Origin of the sequence: Rothia koreensis (genome assembly GCF_052232265.1) — a bacterium.
GTDB lineage: Bacteria > Actinomycetota > Actinomycetes > Actinomycetales > Micrococcaceae > Rothia > Rothia koreensis.
In genome coordinates this window covers 2239534-2264745 of the sequence record NZ_CP197643.1, presented here as the reverse complement: position 1 = coordinate 2264745, position 25212 = coordinate 2239534, and the positions used below count along the sequence as shown (strand labels likewise).

20 protein-coding genes and 1 pseudogene are annotated in these 25212 nt (G+C 64.6%); 16 read left to right on the top strand and 5 right to left on the bottom strand.

What is annotated here, in order from left to right:
* Position 1: 1 nt before the first annotated feature.
* From murC to nrdR, 13 genes and pseudogenes are all read left to right on the top strand, one after another.
* Complete coding sequence (gene murC / locus ACTSLZ_RS10070) at positions 2–1510, top strand: UDP-N-acetylmuramate--L-alanine ligase (RefSeq protein WP_443094924.1); 1509 nt, start codon at positions 2–4, stop codon at positions 1508–1510.
* Entirely contained in the window at positions 1507–2616 is a 1110-nt protein-coding gene (locus ACTSLZ_RS10065; RefSeq protein ID WP_443094923.1) for a cell division protein FtsQ/DivIB, read from the top strand. The genes murC and ACTSLZ_RS10065 overlap by 4 nt, the downstream gene beginning before the upstream one ends.
* Positions 2617–2862: 246 nt before the next feature.
* A complete protein-coding gene (gene ftsZ, locus ACTSLZ_RS10060; RefSeq protein ID WP_443094922.1) occupies positions 2863–4122 on the top strand; it encodes a cell division protein FtsZ in 1260 nt (419 codons plus the stop codon).
* Between the two features lie 104 nt (positions 4123–4226).
* Complete coding sequence (locus ACTSLZ_RS10055; RefSeq protein ID WP_443094921.1) at positions 4227–5021, top strand: polyphenol oxidase family protein; 795 nt, start codon at positions 4227–4229, stop codon at positions 5019–5021.
* A 49-nt stretch (positions 5022–5070) separates the two neighbouring features.
* Entirely contained in the window at positions 5071–5880 is an 810-nt protein-coding gene (locus ACTSLZ_RS10050; protein ID WP_443094920.1) for a YggS family pyridoxal phosphate-dependent enzyme, read from the top strand.
* A gap of 110 nt (positions 5881–5990) precedes the next feature.
* Positions 5991–6728 carry a cell division protein SepF gene (gene sepF / locus ACTSLZ_RS10045; RefSeq protein ID WP_443094919.1) on the top strand — a complete coding sequence of 246 codons (738 nt, stop codon included), beginning with the start codon at positions 5991–5993 and terminating at the stop codon, positions 6726–6728.
* Between the two features lie 45 nt (positions 6729–6773).
* Entirely contained in the window at positions 6774–7076 is a 303-nt protein-coding gene (locus ACTSLZ_RS10040; RefSeq protein WP_443094918.1) for a YggT family protein, read from the top strand.
* A 236-nt stretch (positions 7077–7312) separates the two neighbouring features.
* Complete coding sequence (locus ACTSLZ_RS10035) at positions 7313–8119, top strand: DivIVA domain-containing protein (protein WP_443094917.1); 807 nt, start codon at positions 7313–7315, stop codon at positions 8117–8119.
* Between the two features lie 121 nt (positions 8120–8240).
* Complete coding sequence (lspA, locus tag ACTSLZ_RS10030) at positions 8241–8795, top strand: signal peptidase II (RefSeq protein WP_443094916.1); 555 nt, start codon at positions 8241–8243, stop codon at positions 8793–8795.
* Positions 8792–9766, top strand: a complete 975-nt coding sequence (locus tag ACTSLZ_RS10025) for an RluA family pseudouridine synthase (protein WP_397556023.1) — start codon at positions 8792–8794, stop codon at positions 9764–9766. Before lspA ends, ACTSLZ_RS10025 begins: the two co-directional genes overlap by 4 nt.
* Before the next feature lie 69 nt (positions 9767–9835).
* Positions 9836–13351, top strand: coding sequence for a DNA polymerase III subunit alpha (gene dnaE / locus ACTSLZ_RS10020; RefSeq protein WP_156265408.1), 3516 nt, complete (start codon positions 9836–9838; stop codon positions 13349–13351).
* An 84-nt stretch (positions 13352–13435) separates the two neighbouring features.
* Entirely contained in the window at positions 13436–14767 is a 1332-nt protein-coding gene (gene hisD / locus ACTSLZ_RS10015; protein ID WP_443096128.1) for a histidinol dehydrogenase, read from the top strand.
* A gap of 1 nt (position 14768) precedes the next feature.
* Positions 14769–15224 (top strand): annotated as a pseudogene (nrdR, locus tag ACTSLZ_RS10010) (transcriptional regulator NrdR); the annotation flags it as partial.
* 390 nt (positions 15225–15614) lie between these two features.
* Here the strand turns inward: nrdR and ppgK are convergent.
* Together ppgK and map are read right to left on the bottom strand one after the other, a co-directional pair.
* Positions 15615–16499: a polyphosphate--glucose phosphotransferase gene (ppgK, locus tag ACTSLZ_RS10005; protein ID WP_129315318.1), complete on the bottom strand. Its 885-nt coding sequence runs from the start codon at positions 16497–16499 to the stop codon at positions 15615–15617.
* 37 nt (positions 16500–16536) lie between these two features.
* Positions 16537–17451, bottom strand: coding sequence for a type I methionyl aminopeptidase (map, locus tag ACTSLZ_RS10000; protein WP_443094915.1), 915 nt, complete (start codon positions 17449–17451; stop codon positions 16537–16539).
* Positions 17452–17494: 43 nt separating this feature from the next.
* On the opposite strand from map, the gene ACTSLZ_RS09995 reads away from it, so the two are divergent.
* A complete protein-coding gene (locus tag ACTSLZ_RS09995) occupies positions 17495–17707 on the top strand; it encodes an SPOR domain-containing protein (RefSeq protein ID WP_129315316.1) in 213 nt (70 codons plus the stop codon).
* Positions 17708–17726: 19 nt separating this feature from the next.
* On the opposite strand, the gene panB is transcribed toward ACTSLZ_RS09995, so the two are convergent.
* A complete protein-coding gene (gene panB / locus ACTSLZ_RS09990; protein WP_443096127.1) occupies positions 17727–18509 on the bottom strand; it encodes a 3-methyl-2-oxobutanoate hydroxymethyltransferase in 783 nt (260 codons plus the stop codon).
* A gap of 170 nt (positions 18510–18679) precedes the next feature.
* Between panB and glnA (ACTSLZ_RS09985) the strand changes: the two genes are divergently transcribed.
* Positions 18680–20020 (top strand): type I glutamate--ammonia ligase, encoded by a 1341-nt coding sequence (glnA, locus tag ACTSLZ_RS09985; protein ID WP_129315314.1) that lies wholly within the window; start codon positions 18680–18682, stop codon positions 20018–20020.
* A gap of 4 nt (positions 20021–20024) precedes the next feature.
* On the top strand, positions 20025–23111 hold the full coding sequence (locus ACTSLZ_RS09980; RefSeq protein WP_443094914.1) for a bifunctional [glutamine synthetase] adenylyltransferase/[glutamine synthetase]-adenylyl-L-tyrosine phosphorylase: 3087 nt from the start codon (positions 20025–20027) through the stop codon (positions 23109–23111).
* 59 nt (positions 23112–23170) lie between these two features.
* Here the strand turns inward: ACTSLZ_RS09980 and ACTSLZ_RS09975 are convergent, their stop codons facing one another.
* Together ACTSLZ_RS09975 and glnA (ACTSLZ_RS09970) are read right to left on the bottom strand one after the other, a co-directional pair.
* The gene (locus ACTSLZ_RS09975; RefSeq protein WP_321201047.1) at positions 23171–23488 is read right to left on the bottom strand and encodes a hypothetical protein; all 318 of its coding nucleotides are present in this window, start codon (positions 23486–23488) and stop codon (positions 23171–23173) included.
* Positions 23489–23680: 192 nt separating this feature from the next.
* The gene (gene glnA / locus ACTSLZ_RS09970; protein ID WP_443094913.1) at positions 23681–25105 is read right to left on the bottom strand and encodes a type I glutamate--ammonia ligase; all 1425 of its coding nucleotides are present in this window, start codon (positions 25103–25105) and stop codon (positions 23681–23683) included.
* Between the last annotated feature and the right edge of the window lie 107 nt (positions 25106–25212).

Below are 25212 nucleotides of genomic sequence, written 5' to 3'. Positions count from 1 at the left end.
CATGGGCTCATCGCACAGATCGGGGGAGCAGCCAGGATTGCTGCCCGACTCCATGAACCCTCCGTTTCCCGAACGCATCCGCACCGAGGAGCTCGGACGCGTGCACTTCATCGGGATGGGTGGGACCGGAATGTCCGCCGTGGCGGACCTGCTGGTCTCCCGCGGCCTCGACGTCAGCGGATCCGACATGAAACACAACGCGGCGCTGGACGTCCTCGAGGGCAAGGGCGCTCGCGTCTTCGTGCCGCAGGACGCCGCCAACATCGAGGGTGCCCAGACCGTGGTCGTCTCCACCGCGATCAAGGAGTCGAACCCGGAGCTCGCCGCGGCGCGGTCCGCGGGCCTCCGCGTGATCCACCGCTCGGATGCTCTGGCCTCGGCGATGGCGGATTCGAAGACGATCGCCGTTGCCGGCACCCATGGAAAAACGACCACGAGTTCCATGATTGCTGTGATGCTGGACGGGCTGGGTGCCCGTCCGTCATTCGCAGTAGGTTCGACGGTCGCTGCTCTCGGTACGAATGCCGCGCTGGGTGCCACAGGACCCGAAAGCTGGTTCGTCGCCGAGGCGGATGAATCCGACGGTTCTTTCGTCAAATACAATCCTTCGGTCGCCGTGGTCACCAATGTGGAACCCGACCACCTGGACTTCTACGGAAGCCCCGAGGCCGTGACCGCTGCATTCGATCGGTTCGTACAGACCATGACCGATGACGGAGTCTTGGTCGCGTGCGAGGACGACGCCGGCTCCCGGGCGCTCGCCGAAGTCCAGCGGGCCGAGAACCGCCCCGTGGTTACCTACGGGACAGCCGAGGGCGCAGACGTCCGCATCACGGACATCAGCGGCGAAGGCACCCGAAGCACAGCCAGGGTGGACTGGGACTTCCGGACGGGCAGCACGGCCCTGGCCGGGACGTGCGATCTGGAGCTATCGGTCCCGGGCCAGCACAATCTGAGGAACGCCGCGGCGGCTCTGTGCTGCGCGCTCATCGGGGGTTTCGACGCGGCCGACGCGGCGAGGGCTCTGACAGCGTTCACCGGATCGGCGCGCCGGTTCGAGTTCAAGGGCGAACGCCGGGGGGTCCGGGTCTACGACGACTACGCGCACCACCCCACGGAGGTCGCCGCTGCCCTCGAAGCCGCCCGGACGGCGTCGGGCGGGCACAACGTGTACGCGGTCTTCCAGCCACATCTGTTCTCCCGCACTCGGGAATTTGCCGCCGAATTCGCCGAAGCCCTGTCCCTTGCCGACCGGGCGTACGTGGTCGATATCTTCCCCGCGCGTGAGGAGCCGATCGAGGGCGTGACGAGTCGGCTCATCACCGAGTCCGGTCACACCGAGGTCAGGTACGCGTCCAGCTCGGGCGAAGCAGCAGGCCGCGTGGCCTCTGCGGCCTCCGAGGGCGACATCGTGATGACGATCGGAGCCGGTGACGTGACCACGTTCGGGGACAAGATCCTCGACGAACTCTCCGAGGGCGGGCCGGCCACGGCCCGGGACGAATCGTGAGTCCGGCACGCAGGCCGCGCCTGCCCCGCAGCAACCAGGGCAAGAACGATACCGGGACGAAGCCGGCCGCGGACACACCGGCCTCTTCAGAGACCGGAGAACCAGCGACGGTTCGTGTCAACGATCCGTCGAAGGTCCGTGTGGTGCCGGTCGAGGATTCGAGTCGGGCCGAGCCGGACACCGCAGAGACCACGCCTGACGCCTCGACGAAGAACGCGGCATCGCGGGCAGAGGGCGGTGAGGGGACTCGGACTGATAGTTCATCCCATCCTGACCCCGAAGAAAACGTTGCCGGTGACAAGGCGGATCAGGACAACATTGTCGCGTTCCCGGGACGCCGCGCCGATCGTGGCCGCACAGCCGGGACGAGCAGTGCGGCGTCATCGTCGTCGGGCGGGGATTCCCATGAGAAGCCTCGGCGCAGCAGACGACGGAAAGTCCTGGTGAGCCTGGGCGTTTTCGTGGTGGCCGCAGTCCTCTTCCTCGGCATCGTGTTCTTCTCGCCATTGCTCGCGACACAGAAGGTCACGATCGAGGGCGCCAACCTGACGGACAAGGCGTCCCTCCAGAAGTCCCTGGACTCCCTCAAAGGCAAGCCTCTGACGCGTGTCACGACGAAGGACGTGGAGAGCAAGGTCGGCGACGACATCGCCGTGCAAAACGTGAGCATCGAGGCGCACCCGCCGCACGAACTCGTGGTGACCATCCACGAGCGCGCCCCCGTCGCGGTCGTCAAGTCCGGGGACCAGTACATTCTGGTCGACAAGGACGGCGTCGCCATCGGGTCGAAGAAGTCGGTCGAGGAGGCCGGTGTGCCGTTGCTCGACGGCGGCCCGGACGCGGTCAAGAGCGACGCCTTCGATTCCGCGGTGCAGGCCCTGCAGACGCTGCCGCGCTCCCTGCTCAACCAGCTCAACAAGGTCGACGCCGAATCATCCAACAACATTCAGCTCGACATGAAGGACGGTTCGAAGGTCAAGTGGGGCACCGGTGAAAACAGCGATTACAAGGCCGAGGTCCTGAACAGCCTGGTGCAAGGCCTCAAGGACAGTGGTGGTGCGTCGGTCTACGACGTCTCGAGCCCAGACCGACCGGTCACCAAATAGTTCCTGAACCGAGAATTGAATGTTCCAGTGAAGGTTTAACTTTCTGAGTCACAACACAATATTTGCCGGAAATTCTTAGACTCCGATGGGCAAATCGGTGCGACACGGCAACAGGTGGTTGGTACTGTAGACCTGGTATAGGAACAAGCTGGGCGCAGGTGCCGAGCATTGAATCTCAACCTTCAAGTGACGGTTCAAGCTACGGAATCATGTGTTTCGGCTTCACACGCTAAGACGAGGATCCCCATGGACGTAACAACTCCCCAGAATTACCTCGCCGTCATCAAGGTCGTCGGCATCGGCGGCGGCGGCGTCAATGCGGTCAACCGCATGATCGAGGTCGGTCTTCGCGGTGTCGAATTCATCGCGATCAACACCGACGCCCAGGCACTGTTGATGTCGGATGCCGACGTCAAGCTCGACGTCGGGCGCGAAATGACACGCGGACTCGGCGCAGGCGCGAATCCGGAGGTCGGCCGTCAGGCCGCCGAGGATCACGACGAAGAGATCGAGGAGGTCCTCAAGGGGGCCGACATGGTCTTCGTGACGGCCGGCGAGGGCGGCGGAACCGGTACGGGCGGCGCGCCCGTTGTCGCCCGCATCGCACGGTCGCTCGGTGCCCTGACGATCGGCGTCGTGACCCGTCCGTTCACTTTCGAGGGTCGTCGTCGGTCCAACCAGGCCGAGACCGGCATCGAAGCACTGCGCGACGAGGTCGACACGCTCATTGTGATTCCCAACGATCGGCTCCTGTCCATTTCCGACCGCAACGTGTCGATGCTGGACGCCTTCAAGTCGGCAGACCAGGTCCTGCTCTCCGGCGTCCAGGGCATCACGGATCTCATCACGACTCCCGGTCTGATCAACCTCGACTTCGCGGACGTCAAGTCCGTGATGCAGGGGGCCGGTTCCGCTCTGATGGGAATCGGTTCCGCTCAGGGCGAGGACCGGGCCGTCAAGGCGGCCGAGCTGGCGATAGCTTCTCCGTTGCTCGAGGCCTCGATCGACGGCGCACACGGTGTGCTTCTGTCGATCCAGGGCGGATCGGATCTCGGCCTGTTCGAGATCAACGAGGCCGCTCGCCTGGTGCAGGAGGTCGCCCACCCGGATGCCAACATCATCTTCGGCGCCGTGATCGATGACGCCCTGGGCGACGAAGCCCGTGTCACCGTCATCGCTGCGGGCTTCGACTCGCTCAACCCCGAGACGAACAGCAACGAAAACAACGCGGCGGCGAACCAGGCCCAGAAGACCCAGCAGACCTACGGCGGCGGTGCATCGCAGCCCGCCAAGGTCGCCGAGAACCCCCAGCGCGGCAGCGGCTCCTACTCGAGCGGCTCCTTCGGTGGCGGGTCGGGGTCCCAGTGGCAGGACGACTCGGACGTTCCGGCCAACGCCGGCTTCGATCTGGACCTGCCCCCGGTCGTGGGCAATGAAGGAGAGAGCTCCTCGTCGTCCAAGAAGTCCGGCAAGGATTCCCTGGATGTCCCCGACTTCCTGAAGTAACCCATAACGAGACGCGTGTGAAGCCGACGGGGCGGGACGAGATGATCGTCCCGCCCCGTTCTTTCTGTCCCGGACAGAACCTGACCCACAGCCGAGGAGAAACCATGACCGACAATCCATCCTCCGTCGACACGGCGGCTCCGCGTCCGGGCCCGGAAGTCCTTCGCCACCGCGTGGACCTGCCCCAGGGGGTATCCATCGGTTTCACCGGGCTGGGAGCCGGCAATCTCGGTCTGCACGTGCAGGGGACGTCCGACCCGCAGGAGAATCGCCGCCTCCTCGAACAGGCCATGGGAGTTCGGCGCGGGACGCTGCTTTTCCTCGAGCAGGTCCACGGAACGCGGGTGGCCGACGCCGATGCAGCGCCCGTGGTGCCCGCAGGGCTGAGTCCGCACGAGGAACGCGAATTCGCTCCCGTTGCCGATGCCGCTGCCACGGCCACGGGCCGACCTCTTGCGGTCATGACGGCCGATTGCCTGCCGGTGGTTCTGGCCACCGAACGTGAGGATCTGTTCGCCGTGGCCCATGCGGGCCGCAAGGGCTTGCTGGACGGGGTCCTGCCGAACGTCGTCGATGCCCTCAGGTCACACGATGCTCGGGAGATCCGCGCATGGATTGGACCCGCGATCTGTGGCGACTGCTACGAGGTTCCGGAAGAGATGGTCGCCGCGTCGAGTCGTACGCATGCGGGCATCGCCTCGACCACGCGCTGGAACACGCCCGGACTCGATCTGCCTCGGGCGGCCCGTATCCAGCTCCATGACCTGGGGGTCGAGGTCGAATCGGGGGAGCACCATGAGTGCACGTACGAGACGGAGGATCTCTACTCGCACCGACGTGCCCCGGGGCAAGGACGAATTGCGGGCCTCGTGTGGCGGTCGGAGGTCTCGGCGCGGTAGGCCGCTTCTCGGCCGTGGCCCCCTGTCTGCCAAGGAAGGAAAACACACCGTGAGTGAATTGACGTACGCCCCCGAGCGGGCGGAGGAGCTCGCCGAAGCGCACGCCCGCATCCGGGCCGAGATCGACGAATGGGCAGCAGAGACGCCCCGGGATCTCCGCCCGGCATCTGGCGTGGAACTGATGACCGTGACGAAATTCTTCCCGGCCTCGGATGTCGCGGCCCTCTACGACGTCGGCGTGCGCGTCTTCGGAGAGAACCGCGACCAGGAGGCGTCCGCCAAGGCGGCCGCGTTGGCCGACTATGCGGCGGGGGACCCACCCGCGTGGACCTACATTGGTCAGTTGCAGTCCAACAAGGCCAAGTCCGTGGTCAAGTACGCGACGGCGGTCCACTCGGTCGATCGATCCTCACTCGCGACCGCGTTGGGCAAGGCCTACCGGTCTGCCGTGGCCCAGTACGAGTCCGAGGAAGGGCCCGAGCCGGCCTCCGCGCCCAACGGCGGACTCGAATGCCTGATCCAGGTCGGCCTTGACGACACCGGAGCCACGCCGGGAGAAGCCGCCCGAGGCGCCCGTGGCGGGGCCGACCCCGACGACGTCTGGCGAATCGCGGACCACATTGCCGAGGCCGATGGGCTCCGGGTCGGTGGACTGATGGCTGTGGCCCCGCTCGGAGCGGACCCGGCGCAGGCATTCGAAAAACTGTGGAACCTCAGTGTGCAATTGCGGCGTCGTCATCCCGAGGCCTGGAAGATTTCGGCGGGGATGAGCGCCGATATGCGAGAGGCGATACGATGGGGGTCGACCAGTGTCCGCGTGGGCAGCGCGATCATGGGTCGACGTCCCAGCAACACCTGAGTATTCCCTGGATCAGGCGTGTTGCCGACTGCAATTGCCCAAGTCGGTGGGAATAATGGAGCCATTGGCGGGTAGCGCCCGTCTCAACGAACAATTCTCGAGGAGTTCACATGGCCGGAACACTGCGCCAGGCGATGGTCTTTCTTGGCCTCGCCGACGACGGGTACGAGGCCCAGCCCGCGTCGCAACAACCCGCGTCCCAACAGCGCCGGGCCGAGCCCGAAACTGCGGCACAGCCTTATGCCCAGTACGAGGAACGAGCGCCGCGCAAGACCGACGCCGGGGGAGCCGCGACCGCAGTCGCGCCGCGACCCGAGGCCGAGGCCGAACCGCGTCGCTCGGAACCCGTCAGAACCGAGGACCGGAGAAATGGTGCGAGCCGACCCGCTGCTGAGCGGGAGGTCCGCGAGGCGGCCCCGTCCGTTCGGTCCTCCGAAGGCTCCGCGGCTCCTGCTCGTCGAGACACCGAACCAGCCAGGGACGAGGTGCGCGATGACTATCGCGCTCCCGTGACCCCGATCAACCGTGCCGCGGCACAGACCGAAAGCGACAACGAATTGCGACGTATCACCACCATTCACCCTCGCTCCTACAACGATGCGAAGGTGATCGGAGAATCTTTCCGGAACAACATCCCCGTGATCATGAACGTCACGGACATGGATGTGGCCGAGGCCAAGCGACTGGTCGACTTCTCGTCCGGCCTGACATTCGCGCTGAACGGAAGCATCGAGAGGGTCACGGAGCAGGTCTTCCTGCTCACCCCCGCGAATCTCGAGGTCCTCGCTTCGGAAGATGTTTCGTCGTCGGCTCCCGATACGGACGACTCGCTCTTCAACCAGAGCTAAGGCCGATAGTTATCGATCCGTCCGGCGTGAGAAAGGTGCAACCAGGTGATCTCGGCTCTGGCCATCATTGATTTCGTCCTCTACTTGGCGTTCCTGGTGCTGATGTTCAGGCTGATCCTGGACTGGGTGCAGACCTTCGCGCGTTTCTGGCGTCCGAAGGGTGCCGCCCTGGTGTTCGCCTCATCGGTCTACACCGTCACCGATCCTCCGATGAGGCTCATGCGCAAGTGGATCCCGCCGCTGCGAATTGGGACCGTTTCCCTGGACATGGGGTTCCTGGTCCTGTTGATCGCGTTGAGCATCGTACGTGCCATCGTTGGTTCGTCCCTGGGCTCCATGGTCATGTAGACGGTCGCCGGGCCGCGCGCCTGGGCCGGACGCCGAATTCGGCGCTCAGCGTATACCCAGATAATTCTCATAGCCTCGCGTGTGAATCATTAAGATGTGATGCAGGAACGAGCCACGCGTCATTGGCCCTGGGCTCGTAGGACACAGACTTGCGGGAATCTTCTACCGATGATGGTTGCCCGCGCAGACCTATGGTGCGACTGCCGCCGCATCGACGAAACAAGAGGTGTTTATTCATGGCATTGACTCCGGAACAGGTCATCAACAAGACCTTCCAACCCACGAAATTCCGCGAGGGGTACGACCAGGAAGAGGTCGATCTCTTCCTGGACGAGGTCGTCGACGAACTGCGCCGCCTCAACAAGGAGAACGAAGAGCTTCGTGGAAAGCTCGAGGAATCGGGTGTTGACCCCGCGGCCGGTGGAGCCTCCGCCGAGGGTGCCAGCAGCGCCTCGAGCTCGCAGGGCACTGATTTGGCCGGCGCCCAGGGCGCCGAAGCCGCCTCCGTGGCAGCCTTGAACGTCGAGTCGGACTCGAGCTCCGACGTCGAACCGGAGAACCTCGATTCGGAAATCCACCCCAGCAACGAGCAGGTCCCGGCCGCTGCCGAGAAGGATGAGTCTGCATCGACCGATTCCTCGGTTTCGGGTGCGAACTCCGCTTCCTCGGCCGGCGTCCAGACCTCCGATGCCACCGGGCAGAACGCAGTCCAAGGACAGTCGACCGAGTCCGCCGCCTCCGCCGCCGCCGTCATCGCGATGGCCCAGCGACTGCACGACGACTACGTGTCGCAGGGCGAGTCCGAGAAGGCACGCCTCATCGAAGAAGGCCAGACCACGGCCAACTCCATACTGAGCGAGGCCGAGGCCAAGCGCTCCGAGATTCTGGCCTCCCTCGAGGAGTCCAAGACCAACCTGGAGACCGACGTCGAGACCCTGCGCAGTTTCGAGACCAAGTACCGTCGCGATCTGAAGGCCTACTTGGAAGGCAAGCTCTCGGATCTGGAACAGTCGCCCCGCGTGGAGCCGACCGAGGCCCGCTGAGCCGACAGTCCGCACAGCGCGTGACCAGCATTGACGGGGCCAGCAGAGTTTCTCTGCTGGCCCCGTTGCCGGATCGGGCACCATGATCCCTTCGAGAGCAGCGTCAGGAGTACGAGCAAGCGTGAGCGAAGCAGCCGCACGAAATGCGACCACCGGGCGTCGTTGTGCCTACCGAATGGCCGGGTTGGTGCTCCTGGTGGTCCTCTACCTCGGGGACCAGCTGTCCAAACTGGCCGTGGTGACTCACATGGTCGAGGGACAAGCGATACCGGTGGTGGACGGTCTCCTGTGGTGGCGTTTCATCCGCAACCCCGGCGCCGCATTCTCGATGGGCGAGTCGGTGACGTGGGTCTTCACGATCATTATGGCCGTGGTCGCCGTGATTGTTCTCTACTACCTGCCGCGCGCGGGCACCCGAGGATGGATACTGGCCCTGTTCGGGCTCTTGTCGGGTGTTCTGGGCAACCTCACCGATCGGCTGTTCCGGGAGCCCGGATTCGGCAGGGGACACGTGGTGGATTTCGTGTCGGTGCCGCACTATGCGATTTTCAACGTGGCCGATGCGTGTATTTGTGTGAGCATTGCCGTGATTGCCATACTCGTGCTCCGGGGGATTCCCCTCGAGGGGCGCCAGGATGATACCGCGGACGTCGAGACCGAAGGAGGCGCCTCGTGAGCGAATACGTCGTGGGACAGCACGAATGGACGGTGTCCTCCGAGGATGCCGGTGCCCGACTGGATGCCTTCCTCGCGGATCGCACGAACCAGTCCCGCTCCGCGGCGGCGTCGTGGTGCGCGGACGGCCGGGTCACGGTGACCGAACGGGGGCGGGCGGTCAAGGTCGCCAAGTCGCTCAAGGTCAGCGAGGGAGCCGTGGTTGCGGCTGATGTGCCGGACCCGGCGGACAAGGTCCGGATTGTTCCGGAGAGCGTCGACGGCTTCCGCATCATCCATGAGGATTCGGACATGGTGGTGGTGGACAAGCCGTCGGGCGTGGCCGCCCACCCGTCGCCCGGCTGGCACGGCCCGACCGTCCTGGGTGCCCTGTCCGCTGCGGGAGTCGCCATCACCACCTCCGGAGCCGGCGAACGGCAGGGGATCGTGCACCGGTTGGACGTCGGAACCTCGGGCCTCATGGTCGTGGCCAAGAACGAGAACTCCTATGCCCTGCTCAAACGTGCCTTCAAGGAACGGACCGTCACGAAGGTCTATCACACGCTGGTTCAGGGCATCCCGGAACCCCTCCAGGGAACCATTGACGCACCGATCGGCCGCCACCCTGGTCACGAGTGGAAGTTCGCGGTGGTCGACGACGGCCGCTCCGCCGTGACGCATTACGAGGTCATTGAGGCGTTCGGGCCTGCCTCCCTGGCGGAGGTTCACCTGGAGACCGGCAGAACACATCAAATCCGCGTGCACTTCTCGGCCCTCAACCACCCGTGCTGCGGGGACCTGACGTACGGGGCCGACCCGAGACTTGCTGCGAGGCTCGGCCTGACACGTCAGTGGCTGCACGCCCACCGACTCGGCTTCCAACACCCCGGCACGGGTCGGTACACCGAATTCGAGAGCCAATACTCGCCTGACCTGCGGTTTGCCCTCGAGTCGATGAGGTCCGGGGATGCCCTGGGCACCTGGAAGTCCTAAAATGGTTCAGTGACTTCCGCGGCAAAATCCAAAGGCTTTACCCACCTCCACGTCCACACCGAGTATTCGATGCTCGACGGCGCGGCGCGTCTCGACGACCTGTTCGAACACGCCCACGAACTGGGCATGGACTCCATGGCCACGACCGACCACGGGTTCCTGTTCGGCGCGTTCGATTTCTGGAACAAGGCCCGCAACGCCGGCATCAAGCCCATCATCGGTGTCGAAGCATACGTGACTCCCGGGACCGCTCGGCAGGACCGTACCCGCGTGAAGTTTGCCGACGGTGGCCGCAACGACGTCTCCGGCGGTGGTGCTTACACGCACATGACCCTGCTCGCGGAGACCACCAACGGGATGCACAACCTGTTCAGGGCGTCTTCGAGAGCGTCGCTGGAAGGGCAGCTGTACAAGCCCCGCATGGACCGCGAACTCCTGAACCTCTATTCGGACGGGCTGATTGCCACCACGGGATGCCCGTCGGGCGAGGTGCAGACCCGACTCCGCCTGGGGCAGTACAAGGAAGCACGCGAAGCCGCCGCGGAATTCCGGGACATCTTCGGCAAAGAGAACTACTACTGCGAGCTGATGGACCACGGTCTGGGCATCGAGAAGCAGGTCACCAGCGACCTGTTGCGCCTGGCCAAGGATCTTGAGCTCCCGCTGGTCGCCACCAACGACCTGCACTACACGCACGCCGAGGACGCCAAGGCCCATGCGGCCCTGCTCTGCGTCCAATCCGGCGCGACGATCCAGGATCCCAAGCGATTCAAGTTCGACGCGGACGAGTTCTACCTCAAGTCAGCCGCGGAAATGCGGGAACTCTTCCGGGATTTTCCTGAGGCCTGTGACAACACCCTGGAGATTGCCGAGCGTTGCAACGTCGAGTTCGACACGAGCGCGAACTACATGCCCAATTTCCCGTGCCCTCCCGGTGAGAACGAGGAATCGTGGTTCGTCAAGGAGGTCGAGAACGGGCTGCACTACCGTTTCCCGGACGGCGTCCCGGACCAGGTGCGCAAGCAGGCCGAGTACGAGGTCGGGATCATCACCCAGATGGGCTTCCCGGGCTACTTCCTGGTGGTGGCGGACTTCATCAACTGGGCCAAGAACAACGGGATCCGGGTCGGTCCGGGCCGCGGATCCGGCGCTGGCTCGATGGTCGCGTACGCGATGCGCATCACCGAGCTCAATCCCCTCGAACACGACCTCATCTTCGAGCGGTTCCTCAACCCGGATCGTGTCTCGATGCCCGACTTCGACGTCGACTTCGACGACCGCCGCCGGTCCGAGGTCATTCATTACGTGACCGAGAAATACGGCGAGGACAAGGTCGCACAGATCGTGACCTACGGGACCATCAAGGCCAAGCAGGCCCTCAAGGACTCGTCCCGCGTGCTGGGCTACCCGTTCTCCATGGGGGAGCGCTTGACCAAGGCCATGCCGCCGGACGTCATGGGGAAAGGCATCTCCCTGCAGGACGTCTACAACAAGGAAGCCCCGCGCTACGGTGAGGCCGAGGAGCTGCGGGAGCTCCTGTCCTCGGACGAGGACTCCAAGAAGGTTTTCGAGACTGCCGAGGGGCTGGAGGGCCTCAAACGCCAGTGGGGAGTGCACGCGGCCGGCGTCATCATGTCCAGCCACGACATCATCGACGTCATCCCGATCATGCGTCGCGAGCAGGACGGCCAGGTCATCACGCAGTTCGACTATCCGACCTGCGAGGGCCTCGGCCTGATCAAGATGGACTTCCTCGGCCTGAGGAACCTGACGATCATTTCGGATGCGATCGAGAACATTCAGGCCAACCGAGATTTCTCGCTGGACCTCGAAAGTCTGGAGACCGACGACGCCGAGTCGTACCGCCTCCTGGCTCGCGGCGACACCCTCGGCGTCTTCCAGCTCGACGGCGGCCCCATGCGGCAGCTGCTCAAGCTCATGCAGCCGGATCACTTCGAGCACATCTCGGCCGTGTTGGCCCTCTACCGCCCCGGACCCATGGGTGCGAACTCGCACACGAATTACGCGTTGCGCAAGAACGGGCTCCAGGAGGTTTCGCCGATTCACGCGGAGCTCGAGGAGCCGCTCGCCGAGATTCTGGATACGACCTACGGCCTGATCGTCTACCAGGAACAGGTCATGGCCATCGCGCAGAAGGTCGCCGGCTACTCCCTCGGTGAGGCAGACATTCTCCGCCGAGCCATGGGCAAGAAGAAGAAGGCCGAACTGGACCGCCAGTACGTGACGTTCCACCAGGGCATGTTGGACAACGGCTACTCCGAAGAGGCCATCAAGGCGTTGTGGGACATTCTCCTGCCCTTCTCCGACTACGCCTTCAACAAGGCCCACACGGCCGCCTACGGGCTGGTCTCCTACTGGACCGCGTACCTCAAGGCCCACTATCCGCAGGAATACATGGCCGCGTTGCTCACGTCGGTGGGGGACGACAAGGACAAGCTCGCTCTCTACCTCAACGAGTGCCGGCGCATGGGCATCACCGTGCTGCCTCCGGACGTCAACGAGTCGGCCCTGAACTTCACGCCAGTGGGGGACGACATCCGTTTCGGTATGGGAGCGGTGCGCAACGTCGGCGCCAACGTGGTCTCCGCACTCGTGGAGACCAGGGAGGAGAAAGGAAAATTCGCCTCCTTCCACGACTTCCTCAAGAAGGTCCCGGCGGTGTGCTGCAACAAGCGGACCATCGAGTCGTTGATCAAGGCGGGTGCCTTCGACGACTTGGGGCACCGGCGTCGTGCGCTGTCACTGATCCATGAGGAAGCCATCGATTCCACGGTCTCGGTCAAGCGCCAGGAGGCCGCCGGCCAATTCGACCTGTTCGGCGGATTCGGGGCGGAAGAAGAGGATCCCACCACGGATCTCTCCGTGGCGATTCCCGATGTTCCCGAATGGGAGCGCCGGGACAAACTGAATTTCGAGCGGGAAATGCTCGGGCTGTATGTCTCCGACCATCCCTTGAGAGGCCTCGACGACACGCTGGGCCAGCTCTCCGATTCCTCCGTGCAGTCGCTTCTGGACGAGGACGGCAAACCGGACGGCTCGATCGTCACGATTGCCGGCATGATCACCTCGGTCCAGCGCAAGGTGGCCAAGACCAGCGGCAATGCCTACGCGCGGGTCGAGCTGGAGGACCGGACCGGTTCGATGGAAGTCATGTTCTTCGGGAAGGTCTACACCCCGATTTCGGGCGTGCTCTCCGAGGACCTGATCTGCACGATCAAGGGACGCCTGCAACGCCGCGACGACGGAAGCGTCACCATCACCGCCATGGAGCTCAAGGTCCCCGACATCGACGCCGACGGGCAGAAGGGGCCGATCATCCTCACGCTCCCGGAGCACCGTGCGACCGAGCAGAACCTGCGCGAACTCGAGACGATCCTGCTGAATCATCGGGGCGACGCCGAGGTGCGCATCAACCTGACCTGCAGGACGAAGGATGTTCTGATGCGCCTCTCGCCGAGGCTGAGGGTGAATCCGAATCCGGCGCTGTACGGAGACCTGAAAGTCCTTTTCGGGTCCTCGTGCTTGGAGAAGTCATCGTCGCCGGCCGTCGAAGTCGGTGTGTGAACCCTCCGGGCCATGCGTGACGGCGACGGGCGATAAGCTGGAGGGGTGACTACTACAGAACCGAGACCCGTCCAGCCCCCGTCGATGCGCGTTCTCGACCTTCGAGGACAGCGGCCGAGCGAGGCCCGGTTGAGGTCGATCGTGCCCCGTCAGACGAGCGAGTTCGTCTCCTCGGCGGAGGACTCCGTGGCCTCGATTCTCGCCGACGTCAAGTCCCGCGGATCCGCCGCCCTGCGAGAGCTCGCGGCCAGGTTCGACGGCGTCGAGCAGGCGGATCTCCGGGTGCCTCAGGACGCGATCGATCGGGCCGTCGAAGAGCTCGATCCCGCGGTGCGCGACGGACTCGAGACCGCCATCGAACGGACGCGGGCCTTCGCCGCGGCCCAAAGACCGGACGACGCACACCTCGAGGTGGCCCCCGGCGCGCGCCTGACACACCGGTGGACTCCCGTCCGGCGCGTGGGACTGTACGTCCCGGGCGGCCTGGCCGTGTACCCGTCCTCCGTGATCATGAACGCGGTTCCGGCCCAGGCGGCCGGCGTCGAGTCGGTGGTCCTGAGCACGCCGCCGCAAAAGGAATTCGGCGGGCTGCCGCACCCGACCACGTTGGCCGCCGCCGGCTTGTTGGGCATCGACGAGGTCTGGGCCATCGGAGGCGCCCAAGCCTTGGGGGCCATGGCCTACGGATTCGACGACTCCGAAACCCTCGAACCGGTGGACACGATGACAGGACCGGGCAATATCTTCGTCGCGATGGCCAAGCGGCAACTGCGATCTCTGGTGGGCGTCGACGGCGAAGCGGGCACCACGGAGATCGCCGTCATCGCGGATCAGCACGCGAACCCGGACTACGTGGCGGCCGACCTCTTGTCCCAGGCCGAACACGACCCTCACGCAGGGTCCTTGCTCATCACCGATTCCGAAGACCTGGCGGATCGAGTTGCCCTGGCGCTCGCAGAGCGGGTCAACCGCACCAAGCACCGCGAAAGGGTCGAGACGGCCCTGACCGGTCCGCAATCCGGGGTGATCCTGACCGATTCCCTGGACCAGAGCATCGACGTCGCCAATGCCTACGCACCCGAGCATCTCGAGATCCAGACGGAGAACCCGGGTGATGTGGCCGCGAGGATGAGGAACGCCGGCGCGATTTTCCTGGGCCCCTACAGCCCGGTCCCGCTGGGTGACTACGCCGCGGGTTCCAACCACGTGTTGCCCACGGGTGGTTCCGCGAGGTACAGCAGTGGGCTCTGCACGACGTCGTTCATGAAGGCCGTGCAGATCATCGACTACTCCGCGGAGGCCCTCGAACACGTGGGCCCGGCCGTCGAGGCCCTGTCCCGCGCAGAAAATCTCCCGGCCCACGGGGCGGCCGTTGCGGCCCGAACCAAGGAATCCGACACCGAAGGGGACTCCTGATATGCATTGTCCGTATTGCCGCCATCCCGACTCGCGCGTTGTCGACTCGCGGGTCGCCGACGACGGTTCGTCGATCCGGCGTCGCCGACAGTGCTCCTCGTGCGGACGTCGCTTCTCGACCCTGGAGACGACCTCCGTGAACGTGATCAAACGTTCGGGGGCCACGGAACCTTTCAAACGCGCCAAAATCATTTCCGGGGTGCGCAAGGCCTGCCAGGGTCGTCCGGTCAGCGAGGACGATCTGGCTCTGCTCGCCCAGGAAGTCGAGGAATCCATTCGCGCCCAAGGGCTGGCCGAGATCGACGCGAACGACGTCGGCCTGGCGATTCTGAATCCTCTCCAGCGCCTCGACGAGGTCGCCTATCTTCGGTTCGCGAGTGTCTATCAGGCCTTCGACGGTCTGTCGGACTTCGAGAGGGCCATCGAGAACCTGCGCGAGGGATCCGAGAGGCCTGCCGCGGCGATGACCCAGTCAGACGACGACCCGACGAGTTCCGCGACCGGGGTCGCCGGGGCGGCCACCGGATCGGACGAGTCCGACGGATCTGCACGCGCCGAGGCCGGGAACAAGGTCGAGGGAACCCAGAAGAAACCCAGGACGGCCTCGCAGAAGCGCGGCCGGACGTCGCCCGCCAAGCCTCCCCAGGAACCGGAAGATCCGGATCAGCCAACTCTGCTCTAGACCTCGAGGACAGAGTGTGGTTAGATAGGAATCAGTCGCCGGTACTTGCGGAGGGGAAGCCGTCAGGTACCGGCGCTTCACTTCAACGGGCAACGGGCCAGGTCTTCGACCTGGCCCGTTCTCGTGCCTCGTGGTGGGACCGGCAGGTGACCCCGGCAGAGCGGGTCAGCCGCGCAGGTCCTGGTCGTGATGCTCGCGTTCTCCTGGCTGGCCCGCAGCCCACAGCGCCGCACCGACGATTCCGGCGTTGTTGCGCAGCGCGGCGGGAACCATCGGGGTCCGGATGTCCTCCAGATACGGCATGAACTTTTCCGGCTTCTTCGACACGCCGCCACCGATCACGAACAGATCAGGGGAGAACAGGGCCTCGACGCGGGAGAAATAGGTGTGCAACCGTGCGCCGTATTCTTTCCAAGACAGGTCTTCGCGTTCGCGGGCCCTCACGGAAGCGCGGGACTCGGCGTCGTAGCCGTCGATCTCCAGGTGGCCCAGCTCGGAATTCGGAACCAGGACGCCGTTGTGGACGATCGCGGAGCCAATGCCGGTGCCCAGCGTGATGACCATGATCAGGCCGTCGTTGTCCCGCCCTTGTCCGTAGATCCCCTCGGCGAGCCCGGCGGCGTCGGCGTCGTTGACGGCGTAGACGGTTCTTCCCAGATGCTCCTCGGCGAGATTCCGCAGCTCGGCCCCGATCCAGGACTCGTCCACGTTGGCGGCGGACCAGGTGACGCCATTCTTGACGATCGCAGGGAAGTCCACACCGATGGCGCTCTCGGCCACAGGGACGGTCTCGCGAGACTGGAGCTCTTCCACGATGTCGCGCACGACGGGGAGCACATTGTCCGGAGTCGCGGGACTCGGGGTGTCGATCCGGTACCGTTCGCCGACCAGCGAACCGTTGCGCAGATCCACCACGCCACCCTTGATTCCGGTTCCGCCGATGTCGACGCCGATGGCCAGTTCGTGCGGTTTGGGCTGGGGCAGCTCGTGACCGGCGCTGAGATCCTGCTGTACTGCGACCTCGGGGCGGTCCGGCGAAGAATGAGGCATGAGGCTCCTAGAGGGTGTTCTGTGTGTCTCGGGCGAACTACGGGAGGGTCAGGACGTCGACGCCGTCGGCGGTCACGAGCATGGTGTGCTCGAACTGGGCGCTCCGCTTGCGATCCTTGGTCACGACGGTCCAGTCGTCGTCCCACATCTCCCAATCGACGGTGCCCAGGTTCAGCATGGGCTCGATGGTGAAGACCATGCCCTCCTCGATCACGGTGTTGTAGGCCGGAGCGGCGTCGTAGTGGGGGATGATCAGGCCCGAATGGAATTCCCGACCGACCCCGTGCCCGGTGAAGTCACGGACCACTCCGTATCCGAAACGGGACGCGTATTTTTCGATGACGCGCCCGATCACGTTGATCTCGCGGCCGGGCTTCACGGCCTTCATGGCCCTGTTGAGGGATTCCTCGGTCCGCTCGACCAGCAAACGGGATTCTTCGTCGACGTCGCCGACCAACAGCGTTCGGTTGGTGTCCCCGTGCATCCCGTTCTTGTACGCCGTGACGTCGAGATTGATGATGTCCCCGTCCTCGAGGACCGTGGAATCGGGGATCCCGTGGCAGATCACCTCGTTGAGGGACGTGCAGACCGACTTCCAGAAATTTCTGTAGCCGAGAGTCGAGGGATAGGCCCCGTGGTCGCACATGTACTCGTGGACGACGCGGTCGATCTCCTCCGTGGTCCGCCCGGGGACGCAGTACTCTTCCGCGGCAACGATCGATCCGGCGGCAATCCGCCCAGACTCACGGATCAGCTCGACTTCTTCCGGGGTGTAGAAATTCGAGCCCTGGCCCTCCTGCGCGGTCGCCTTGCCGACGTACTCGGGACGCTCGATGGTCCGGGGGACCTTCCGGGTCGGACCGACGACGCCGGGCGTCAGATTGCCCAGAGGAGCGCCGCCCTTGCCCGTGGGCACATTGTGGGATGTCGTGGAAGTATTGGTACGGGACATATAGTCAACTCTAGGACAATTTCGTCGACGAGGAGGTCATGGGATGGGCATCATCGACAGCACTGAGGGCGAGGAAGACCGGCAGTTCTGGTTCAACACCTACACGCATCAGGTCGAGGAGGGCGCGCAGTCGGACTACCGCAAGCTGTTGGGCCCCTACGCGACCCGCAAGGACGCGGAGAACGCCTTGGAGACCGCGCAGGAGCGCAACGAGAAGTGGGACGAGGAAGACGCTCGCTGGAGAGGCGACTCCTGATCAGAGCGTGAGCAACTACTCACTCGTCGAAGACGTGCTCCGGGGCTGGGAAACTGCCCTTGAGCACGTCTTTTCTGTATGACCCCGCTGCCTCGGCGATGACCGAGCGCAGGTCGGCGTACTTCTTGACGAAACGCGGTGCCTTCCCAGGGGTGAGCCCCACCATGTCCTGCCACACGAGAACCTGACCCGTGGTCGAGGCGCCCGCACCGATACCGACCGTCGGCACGGTGATCTCGGACGTGACAGTTTCCACGGCGGGGCTGGCCGTCATCTCCATGAGCACGGCGAAGGCGCCCGCTTGCGCCAGGGCACGAGCGTCCTCGAGGAGCGCGGTGGCGGCGTCATCTCTGCCCTGGACGCGGAAGCCGCCCAATGAATTCGTGGATTGCGGGGTGAACCCGATGTGCGCCATCACGGGGATGCCGGCTTGAACCATGGCGCGGACATGGTCGGCGTAGTAGGCGCCGCCTTCCATCTTGACGCCGTGGGCTCCGCCTTCCTTCATGAGGCGGACCGAGCTGGCTACAGCCTGGGCGGGGGACTGCTCGTAGCTGCCGAACGGCAGATCAACGAGAACCATGGCCCGCTGAGCTGCCCCTGACACGGCTCGGGTCAGGGGGATCAGTTCATCCAGCGTCACAGGGACCGTGGACTCGTACCCGTAGACGGTATTGCCCGCGGAATCGCCGATCAGGAGAACCTCGATCCCGGCCTCGTCGAAGATCCCTGCCGTCAGGGCGTCGTAGCACGTCAGCATGGAGAAGCGCTGGTCTCGGTCCTTGCACCGCTGCAGGTGCATGGTTCGGATCCTGCGCACGGAGCCGAGCCAATCGTCGTCGTCGGGAGTGTTCTGCTGGGGGTCCTGGAGGTACGAAGCCATGGTGACCAGTCTACGCGGGGCCGAGGTCGCGTCTCGGATAGAGTTGGAACCAGACCGCCAACCCGGCACATCGACCACGGAGGAGTGTCATGGACCGTCAGCAGGAATTCGTTCTCCGGACGATCGAGGAAAGAGACGTTCGGTTCGTCCGCATGTGGTTCACCGACGTCGTCGGCACGCTGAAATCCGTCGCCTTGGCGCCCGCCGAGGTCGAGACGGTTTTCGAGGAAGGGCTGGGCTTCGACGGCTCATCCATTGAGGGCCTCTCCCGTGTCCACGAATCCGACATGCTCCTCCAACCCGACCCGTCCACGTTCCAGCTGCTTCCGTGGAGAGGCGAGACCGAACCGACCTCGCGCATGTTCTGCGACATCCTTACCCCGGACGGGGAGCCTTCGTCGGCGGACTCCCGCGGAGTGCTCAAGCGCATCCTGTCCAAGGCCGGCGACATGGGTTTCACCTGCTACACGGCTCCCGAGGTCGAGTTCTACCTGTTGAAGTCGGCCGAGCTGAACGCCGAGGGCAGCCCCGTCCCGGTCGATCGTGAGGGGTATTTCGACCACGTGTACGGCGGCGTCGTCCAGGATTTCCGACGCCGGGCCGTCACGATGCTCGAGGCCGTCGGGATCTCCGTGGAGTTCAGCCATCACGAAGGCGGACCGGGCCAGAACGAGATCGATCTCCGCCATGCGGACGCCCTTCAGACGGCCGACAACATCATGACGTTCCGTTCGGTGATCAAGGAAGTCGCCTTTTCGCAGGGCATCTACGCGACCTTCATGCCCAAGCCGTTCACCGAATTCCCCGGGTCCGGCATGCACACGCACTTCTCCCTCTTCGAAGGGGACACCAACGCGTTCTTCGAAGCGGGAGCCGAGTATCAGCTGTCCCGCACCGCACGTCACTTCATCGCCGGCATCCTGAAGCACGCACCGGAATTCACCTCGGTCACGAACCAGTTCGTGAACTCGTACAAGCGGCTCTGGGGCGGCGGCGAGGCGCCGAGCTACTTGTCCTGGGGCCACAACAACCGTTCCGCGCTCGTCCGAGTGCCGCTGTACAAGCCCAACAAGATGCAGTCGGCCCGCATCGAATACCGTGGCATCGACTCGGCGGCCAATCCCTACCTGGCCTACGCCGTGTTGCTCGCCGCCGGCCTCAAGGGCATCGAGAACGAGTACGAATTGCCGGAGGCCGAAGCGGAGGACGTCGCGTCGATGTCGGCAACCGAGCGGCGCAGCCTGGGGCACGATCCGTTGCCCTCTTCCCTGCATGACGCCATCCGCCTGACCGAGGACTCGGAATTCATGGCCGAGACGTTGGGGGAGCAGGTGTTCAACCAGTTCTTGCGCAACAAGCAGGACGACTGGACGGCGTACCGCATGGAAGTGACCCCGTACGAGCTGAAGTACAACCTGGGTCTCCTGTAACGACATGGTGGCCCAGGAAAGCAGCAAGGACCACGCCGGGCCCGAGGCCAAGAGACGCCTGGCCGCCGTCGGGTTCAGCGATCTCGGCGGTGCCAACCGGTGGTTGGATTCGCCCGAGTTGGAGGGCATCGACAAGGCGGCGCTCTTCGACGGGCTCACCCTGAGCCCGTCACCGGACCTGGCGCTCAAAGCCATTGTCCGCATGCTCACGGATTCTCCCGAGCTGCGGAAATACGTAGAACGAGGCCGTGAGGCAGCGGGCCTGTTCAGGGTCCTGGGGGCCTCCGAAGCGCTCGGCGAGTTCCTCATGCGACACCCGGAACACCTGCGTCTTTTCGACGGGGAACCGCGCCCCCTGCCTGACCCCTCGGATACCGACCTGGCCGACGAGTACCGCGACAAACTGCTCGGGGCGGTCGGCGCGGACGCCGCGTCCCCGCAGCCCGTCGCCACGATGACCGGCGACGACGCCAAACTGGCCGTACGGACCTCGTATCGTGAGCATCTGACGCGAATAGCCTTGGCAGACCTCATGTCGGACGACCCGGTGGAGGATCTGCCCAAGGTCGGTGCGGCCCTCGCCGATCTGGCGGGTGCCGCGCTCGACGCCGCTCTCGCGGTGGCGCGAGCAGAGGTCTCCGAGGAGGAACCGGCCACCGCCTCGGTGGACCTGGCCGTCATCGCCATGGGCAAATGCGGCGCCCGAGAACTCAATTACATTTCGGACGTCGACGTCGTCTACGCCGTCGGTCCCGCACCGGTCGAGGTTCGCGGTGACCTCGACGAGCCGGACGAACGAGCCATGGGCAGGATCGGCACCGAACTGGTCAAGGCCATGACGAAAGTGGTCCACGGCGTCGGACCGGAGCCGGGGTTGTGGGAAGTCGACCCGAACCTTCGCCCGGAAGGCAAGGACGGCCCACTGGTCAGGACCGTCCAATCCCACCGCGTCTACTACGAGCGGTGGGCCGAGAACTGGGAATTCCAGGCGCTCCTCAAGGCCAGGCCCGTGGCCGGGTCCCGGCCTCTGGGAGAAGAGTACATCGAGGCGATCTGGCCGTTCGTCTGGGACGCCTCCGGCCGACCCCACTTTGTGGACTCGGTCCAGTCCATGCGCCACCGGGTCACGGACAATATCCCCGACGACGAACGCGATCGCCAGATCAAACTGGGCCCGGGCGGGCTCCGCGACGTCGAATTCACGGTCCAGCTTCTGCAGCTGGTCCACGGCCGAACCGACGACTGCGTGCGTGAACGCTCGACGACGCAAGCGCTCGCCGCACTGAGAGACCGCTCCTACGTGGGCAGAGACGCATCGAGCAGCCTCGACCACGAATACCGCTGGCAGCGCACTCTCGAACACCGGGTGCAATTGTTGCGTCTGCGGCGCACCCATTTGATGCCGGTCAAGGAGAGCGAACAGGCGGCCGTCGCTCGCGGAATGCGAGGGCTGGGCGACAGGGCGAGGGTCACGCCGGAGGACCTCCTCAAACAGCGGCGGCGATCCCAACGGACCGTGCGGGGACTCCACGAACGGTTGTTCTTCCGCCCGCTCCTGGCCGCCGTGTCCAAGCTGTCGGCGGACGAAGTCGCGCTGACCCCGGAGGCGGCCCAGGATCGTCTGGCGGCGTTGGGCTACCTGGATCCCAAGGGAGCGATGCGCCACATCGAGGCCATGACCAAGGGGCTTTCGCGCCGCGCCGAGATCCAGAGAACGATTCTGCCGGTGCTCCTCGGCTGGTTCGCACAGGGGGTCGATCCCGACGCCGGGCTGTTGGGCTTTCGTCGTGTCTCCGAGTCGCTCGGCCAGACCCAGTGGTACCTGCGAATGCTTCGGGACTCGCCGGCGGCCGCCGAGCGCCTGTGCGCGGTCCTCTCGTCGTCCAGGTTCGTCATGGACCTCCTGGAGGACGAGCCCGAGTCGATTTCCTGGTTGGACCGGGACGAGAGGCTCCGACCGGAAACCTTCGAGACGCTCTGGGCCGAAATCAGATCCAAGATATCCAGGCACTCCGATGCCATGTCCGCGATCCGGATGATCCGGCTCATCCGCCGTCGGGAGATCCTGAGGACGGCGCTGGGGGAGACCGCCGGCGTGACCGACCTGGACGACGTCATGAAGGGACTCTCCGACGCCGACCAGGCAACCATCCTGGGGGCCCTGCACACCGCCGAACGGGAGCTCTACCAGGAGAAGGGCGAGGAGGTCCTGACCGACGTCGCCGTGATCGGCATGGGGCGTCAGGGAGGTGCCGAGATCGGCTACGGTTCGGATGCGGACGTCATGTACGTGCACCAGCCGCGAGAAGGTGCTGATGAGGGCCAAGCGGTGGCGCAGGCGAACGCGCTGATCAGCCGCACGACGCAACTGTTGAAGATCCCCATGAAACCCGCCATCCGGGCGGAGAAGGCACTGGAAATCGACGCCGACCTTCGACCGGAGGGAAAATCCGGTCCGATGGTCCGAACCTTGGATTCCTACGCCGAGTACTACGCGCGGTGGGCAGATACCTGGGAATACCAGGCGTTGCTGCGCGCGCGCCCGCTGGCTGGGTCGGCCGAGGTCGCCGACAAATTCATCAGGCTGATCGATCCGTACAGGTATCCGGCGAACTTCTCCGAGGACCAGTTGCGGCAGATCAGACGCATGAAAGCTCGAGTCGAGGCGGAACGTATGCCCCGAGGGGCCGATCCCGACCGGCAGGTCAAGCTCGGGCGCGGTGGTCTCAGCGACGTCGAGTGGTTGGTCCAGGTCATTCAGCTCGAACACGCCCATGAACATCCTGAGCTCAAGACGACCAGCACGCTCCGTGCTCTCCAGGCCGCGGTGGACGTCGGCATCGTCGACGCCGAGGATGCCGCCATTCTGGAATCCGCCTGGAGACTCGCGACTCGTATTCGAGGGGCCAACGTGCTGCGGCACGGCCGCGCGTCGGATTCGCTTCCGTCGTCCCGCAAGGATTTGGAGGCAACCGCCCGTTGGAGCGGATACGGGTCCGGGAATGCCGCGAATCTTGAGGAGGACTACCTCAGGCTCACTCGTCGAGCCCGGTCCGTCGTCGAGAAGCTGTTCTACGGCCACATGGAGTAGCGGCCGGGACGTCCAGAAGCCGGGCGGCTCTGCCGACGGACGTCTCGGCGGCGGTCTGCCTATCTGTTGACGGCTCCAAGGATGATGCCTGCGAGCATGATGATGCCCAGCACGATCCACACTGCCAGGCACGCTCCGTTGAGAATGATGCCCCACAGCGACCTGCCCCGCGCCAGCGGCTCCCGTTGCCGAGATTTCATGCCCAGAACCAGGCCGATCAACGGTGCCACCACCAGCCATCCGGCCGCGATCGAGCAGATCCCGAGCACCAGACTCGCTGTACCGAGACCAGTGCCGCCGTGGACGGCGACGGGGCGGCGACCTGCGTCGTCGACGTCGTGGGAGTTGTGGTTCAAACCTTCGTGGTATGTCGTCATGGTGCCCACGATATTCGGGGCGAGGAGGAAAGGCAGTACACCATGGTCTACCTTTCGGGCTCAGAGCTGGAGCCACCACGATCGGTCTGACCGGACTGACCCTCTGGTCGGGGGGGGGGCAATGGACAGAAATCGGGGGTAGAGCGAATCGCTCTACCCCCGAAATACCAGGCATCCAAGCCTCTTTAAGGGTTAAACCCCGTAGTACAGCTGGAACTCCAACGGGTGCGGAACCAGCGAGAGCGGCTCGAGCTCGTTCTCACGCTTGTACTCGATCCACGTCTGGATCAGGTCCTCGGTGAAGACATCCCCGGCCAGAAGGAATTCGTGATCCTCCTCGAGTGCTCGCAAGGCCTCGTCGAGGCTGGCGGGCGCCGTCTTGATGTCCTTGGCTTCCTCCGGCGGGAGCTCGTACAGGTCCTTGTCGATCGGCTCCGGCGGCTCGATGCGGTTGCGGATGCCGTCCAGGCCTGCCATGAGCTGAGCCGAGAAGGCCAGGTACGGGTTGCAGGACGGGTCCGGGGCGCGGAACTCGAGGCGCTTCGCCTTCGGGTTGGACCCAGTGATCGGAATACGGATACCGGCCGAGCGATTGCCCTGGGAGTACACCATATTGACCGGCGCCTCGTACCCCTTGACCAGCCGCTTGTACGAGTTCACGGTCGGGTTGGTGAAGGCAAGAACCGAGGACGAGTGCTCCAGCAGTCCACCGATGTACCAGCGGGCGAGGTCGGAGAGATTGGCGTAGCCGCGCTCGTCGAAGAACAAGGGCTCGCCGCCCTTCCAGAGCGACTGGTGGCAGTGCATGCCCGAGCCGTTGTCGCCGAATACGGGCTTCGGCATGAACGTCGCCGACTTTCCGTACGCATCCGCGACGTTCTTGACGATGTACTTGAACTTCAGCAGATCATCGGCCGCCAGGGTCATGGTGTTGTACTTGTAATTGATTTCGGCCTGACCGGCGGCCCCGACCTCGTGGTGGGCGCGCTCGACCTCGAGACCGACCTCGTCCAGGGTAACCGAGATGGCGTCGCGCAGATCGGCCTGCTTGTCCTGCGGCGCGACCGGGAAGTAACCGCCCTTGACCTGCGTCTTGTTGCCCTGGTTGCCGCCTTCTTCCTTGCGGCCGGAGTTCCAGGGGGCCTCATCGGAATCGACACGGTAGAACGTGTGCTCGGGGGAGACCTGGTAGCGGACGTCCTCGAAGATGAAGAACTCGGCCTCGGACGCGAAATTGGCGACGTCCGCGATGCCCGTGGAATTCAGGTAGGCCTCGGCTCGTTCCGCCACACCGCGGGGATCGCGGTGGTACGGGTCCCCGGTTCGGGGATTCACGATCGAACACGTGAGAACAATGGTCTTTTCGAGGCGGAAAGGATCCACGAAAGCCGATTTGGGGTCCGGTATGAGCTGCATATCGGACTCTGCGATTCCCTGGAAGCCCCGGATCGACGACCCGTCGAAGAGCTGCCCGTTGACGAAGAAGTCATCGTCGATGGACTTGGCCGGAAGATTGAAGTGCTGCTGGACACCGGGAAGATCGGTGAACCGGATGTCGATGAAGACGACGTCCTCGTTCTCGATGTAGTCCAGCACTTCCTGGGCATTTTCGAACATGGTCGGAGTACTCCTCTAGATTTGCTCAATGCAATCACGCCGGACGCCTCATGACTGTGGACGCCCTCACGCTTTCTGTTGCTCACGGTAGGCAGGCGACGTTGCCC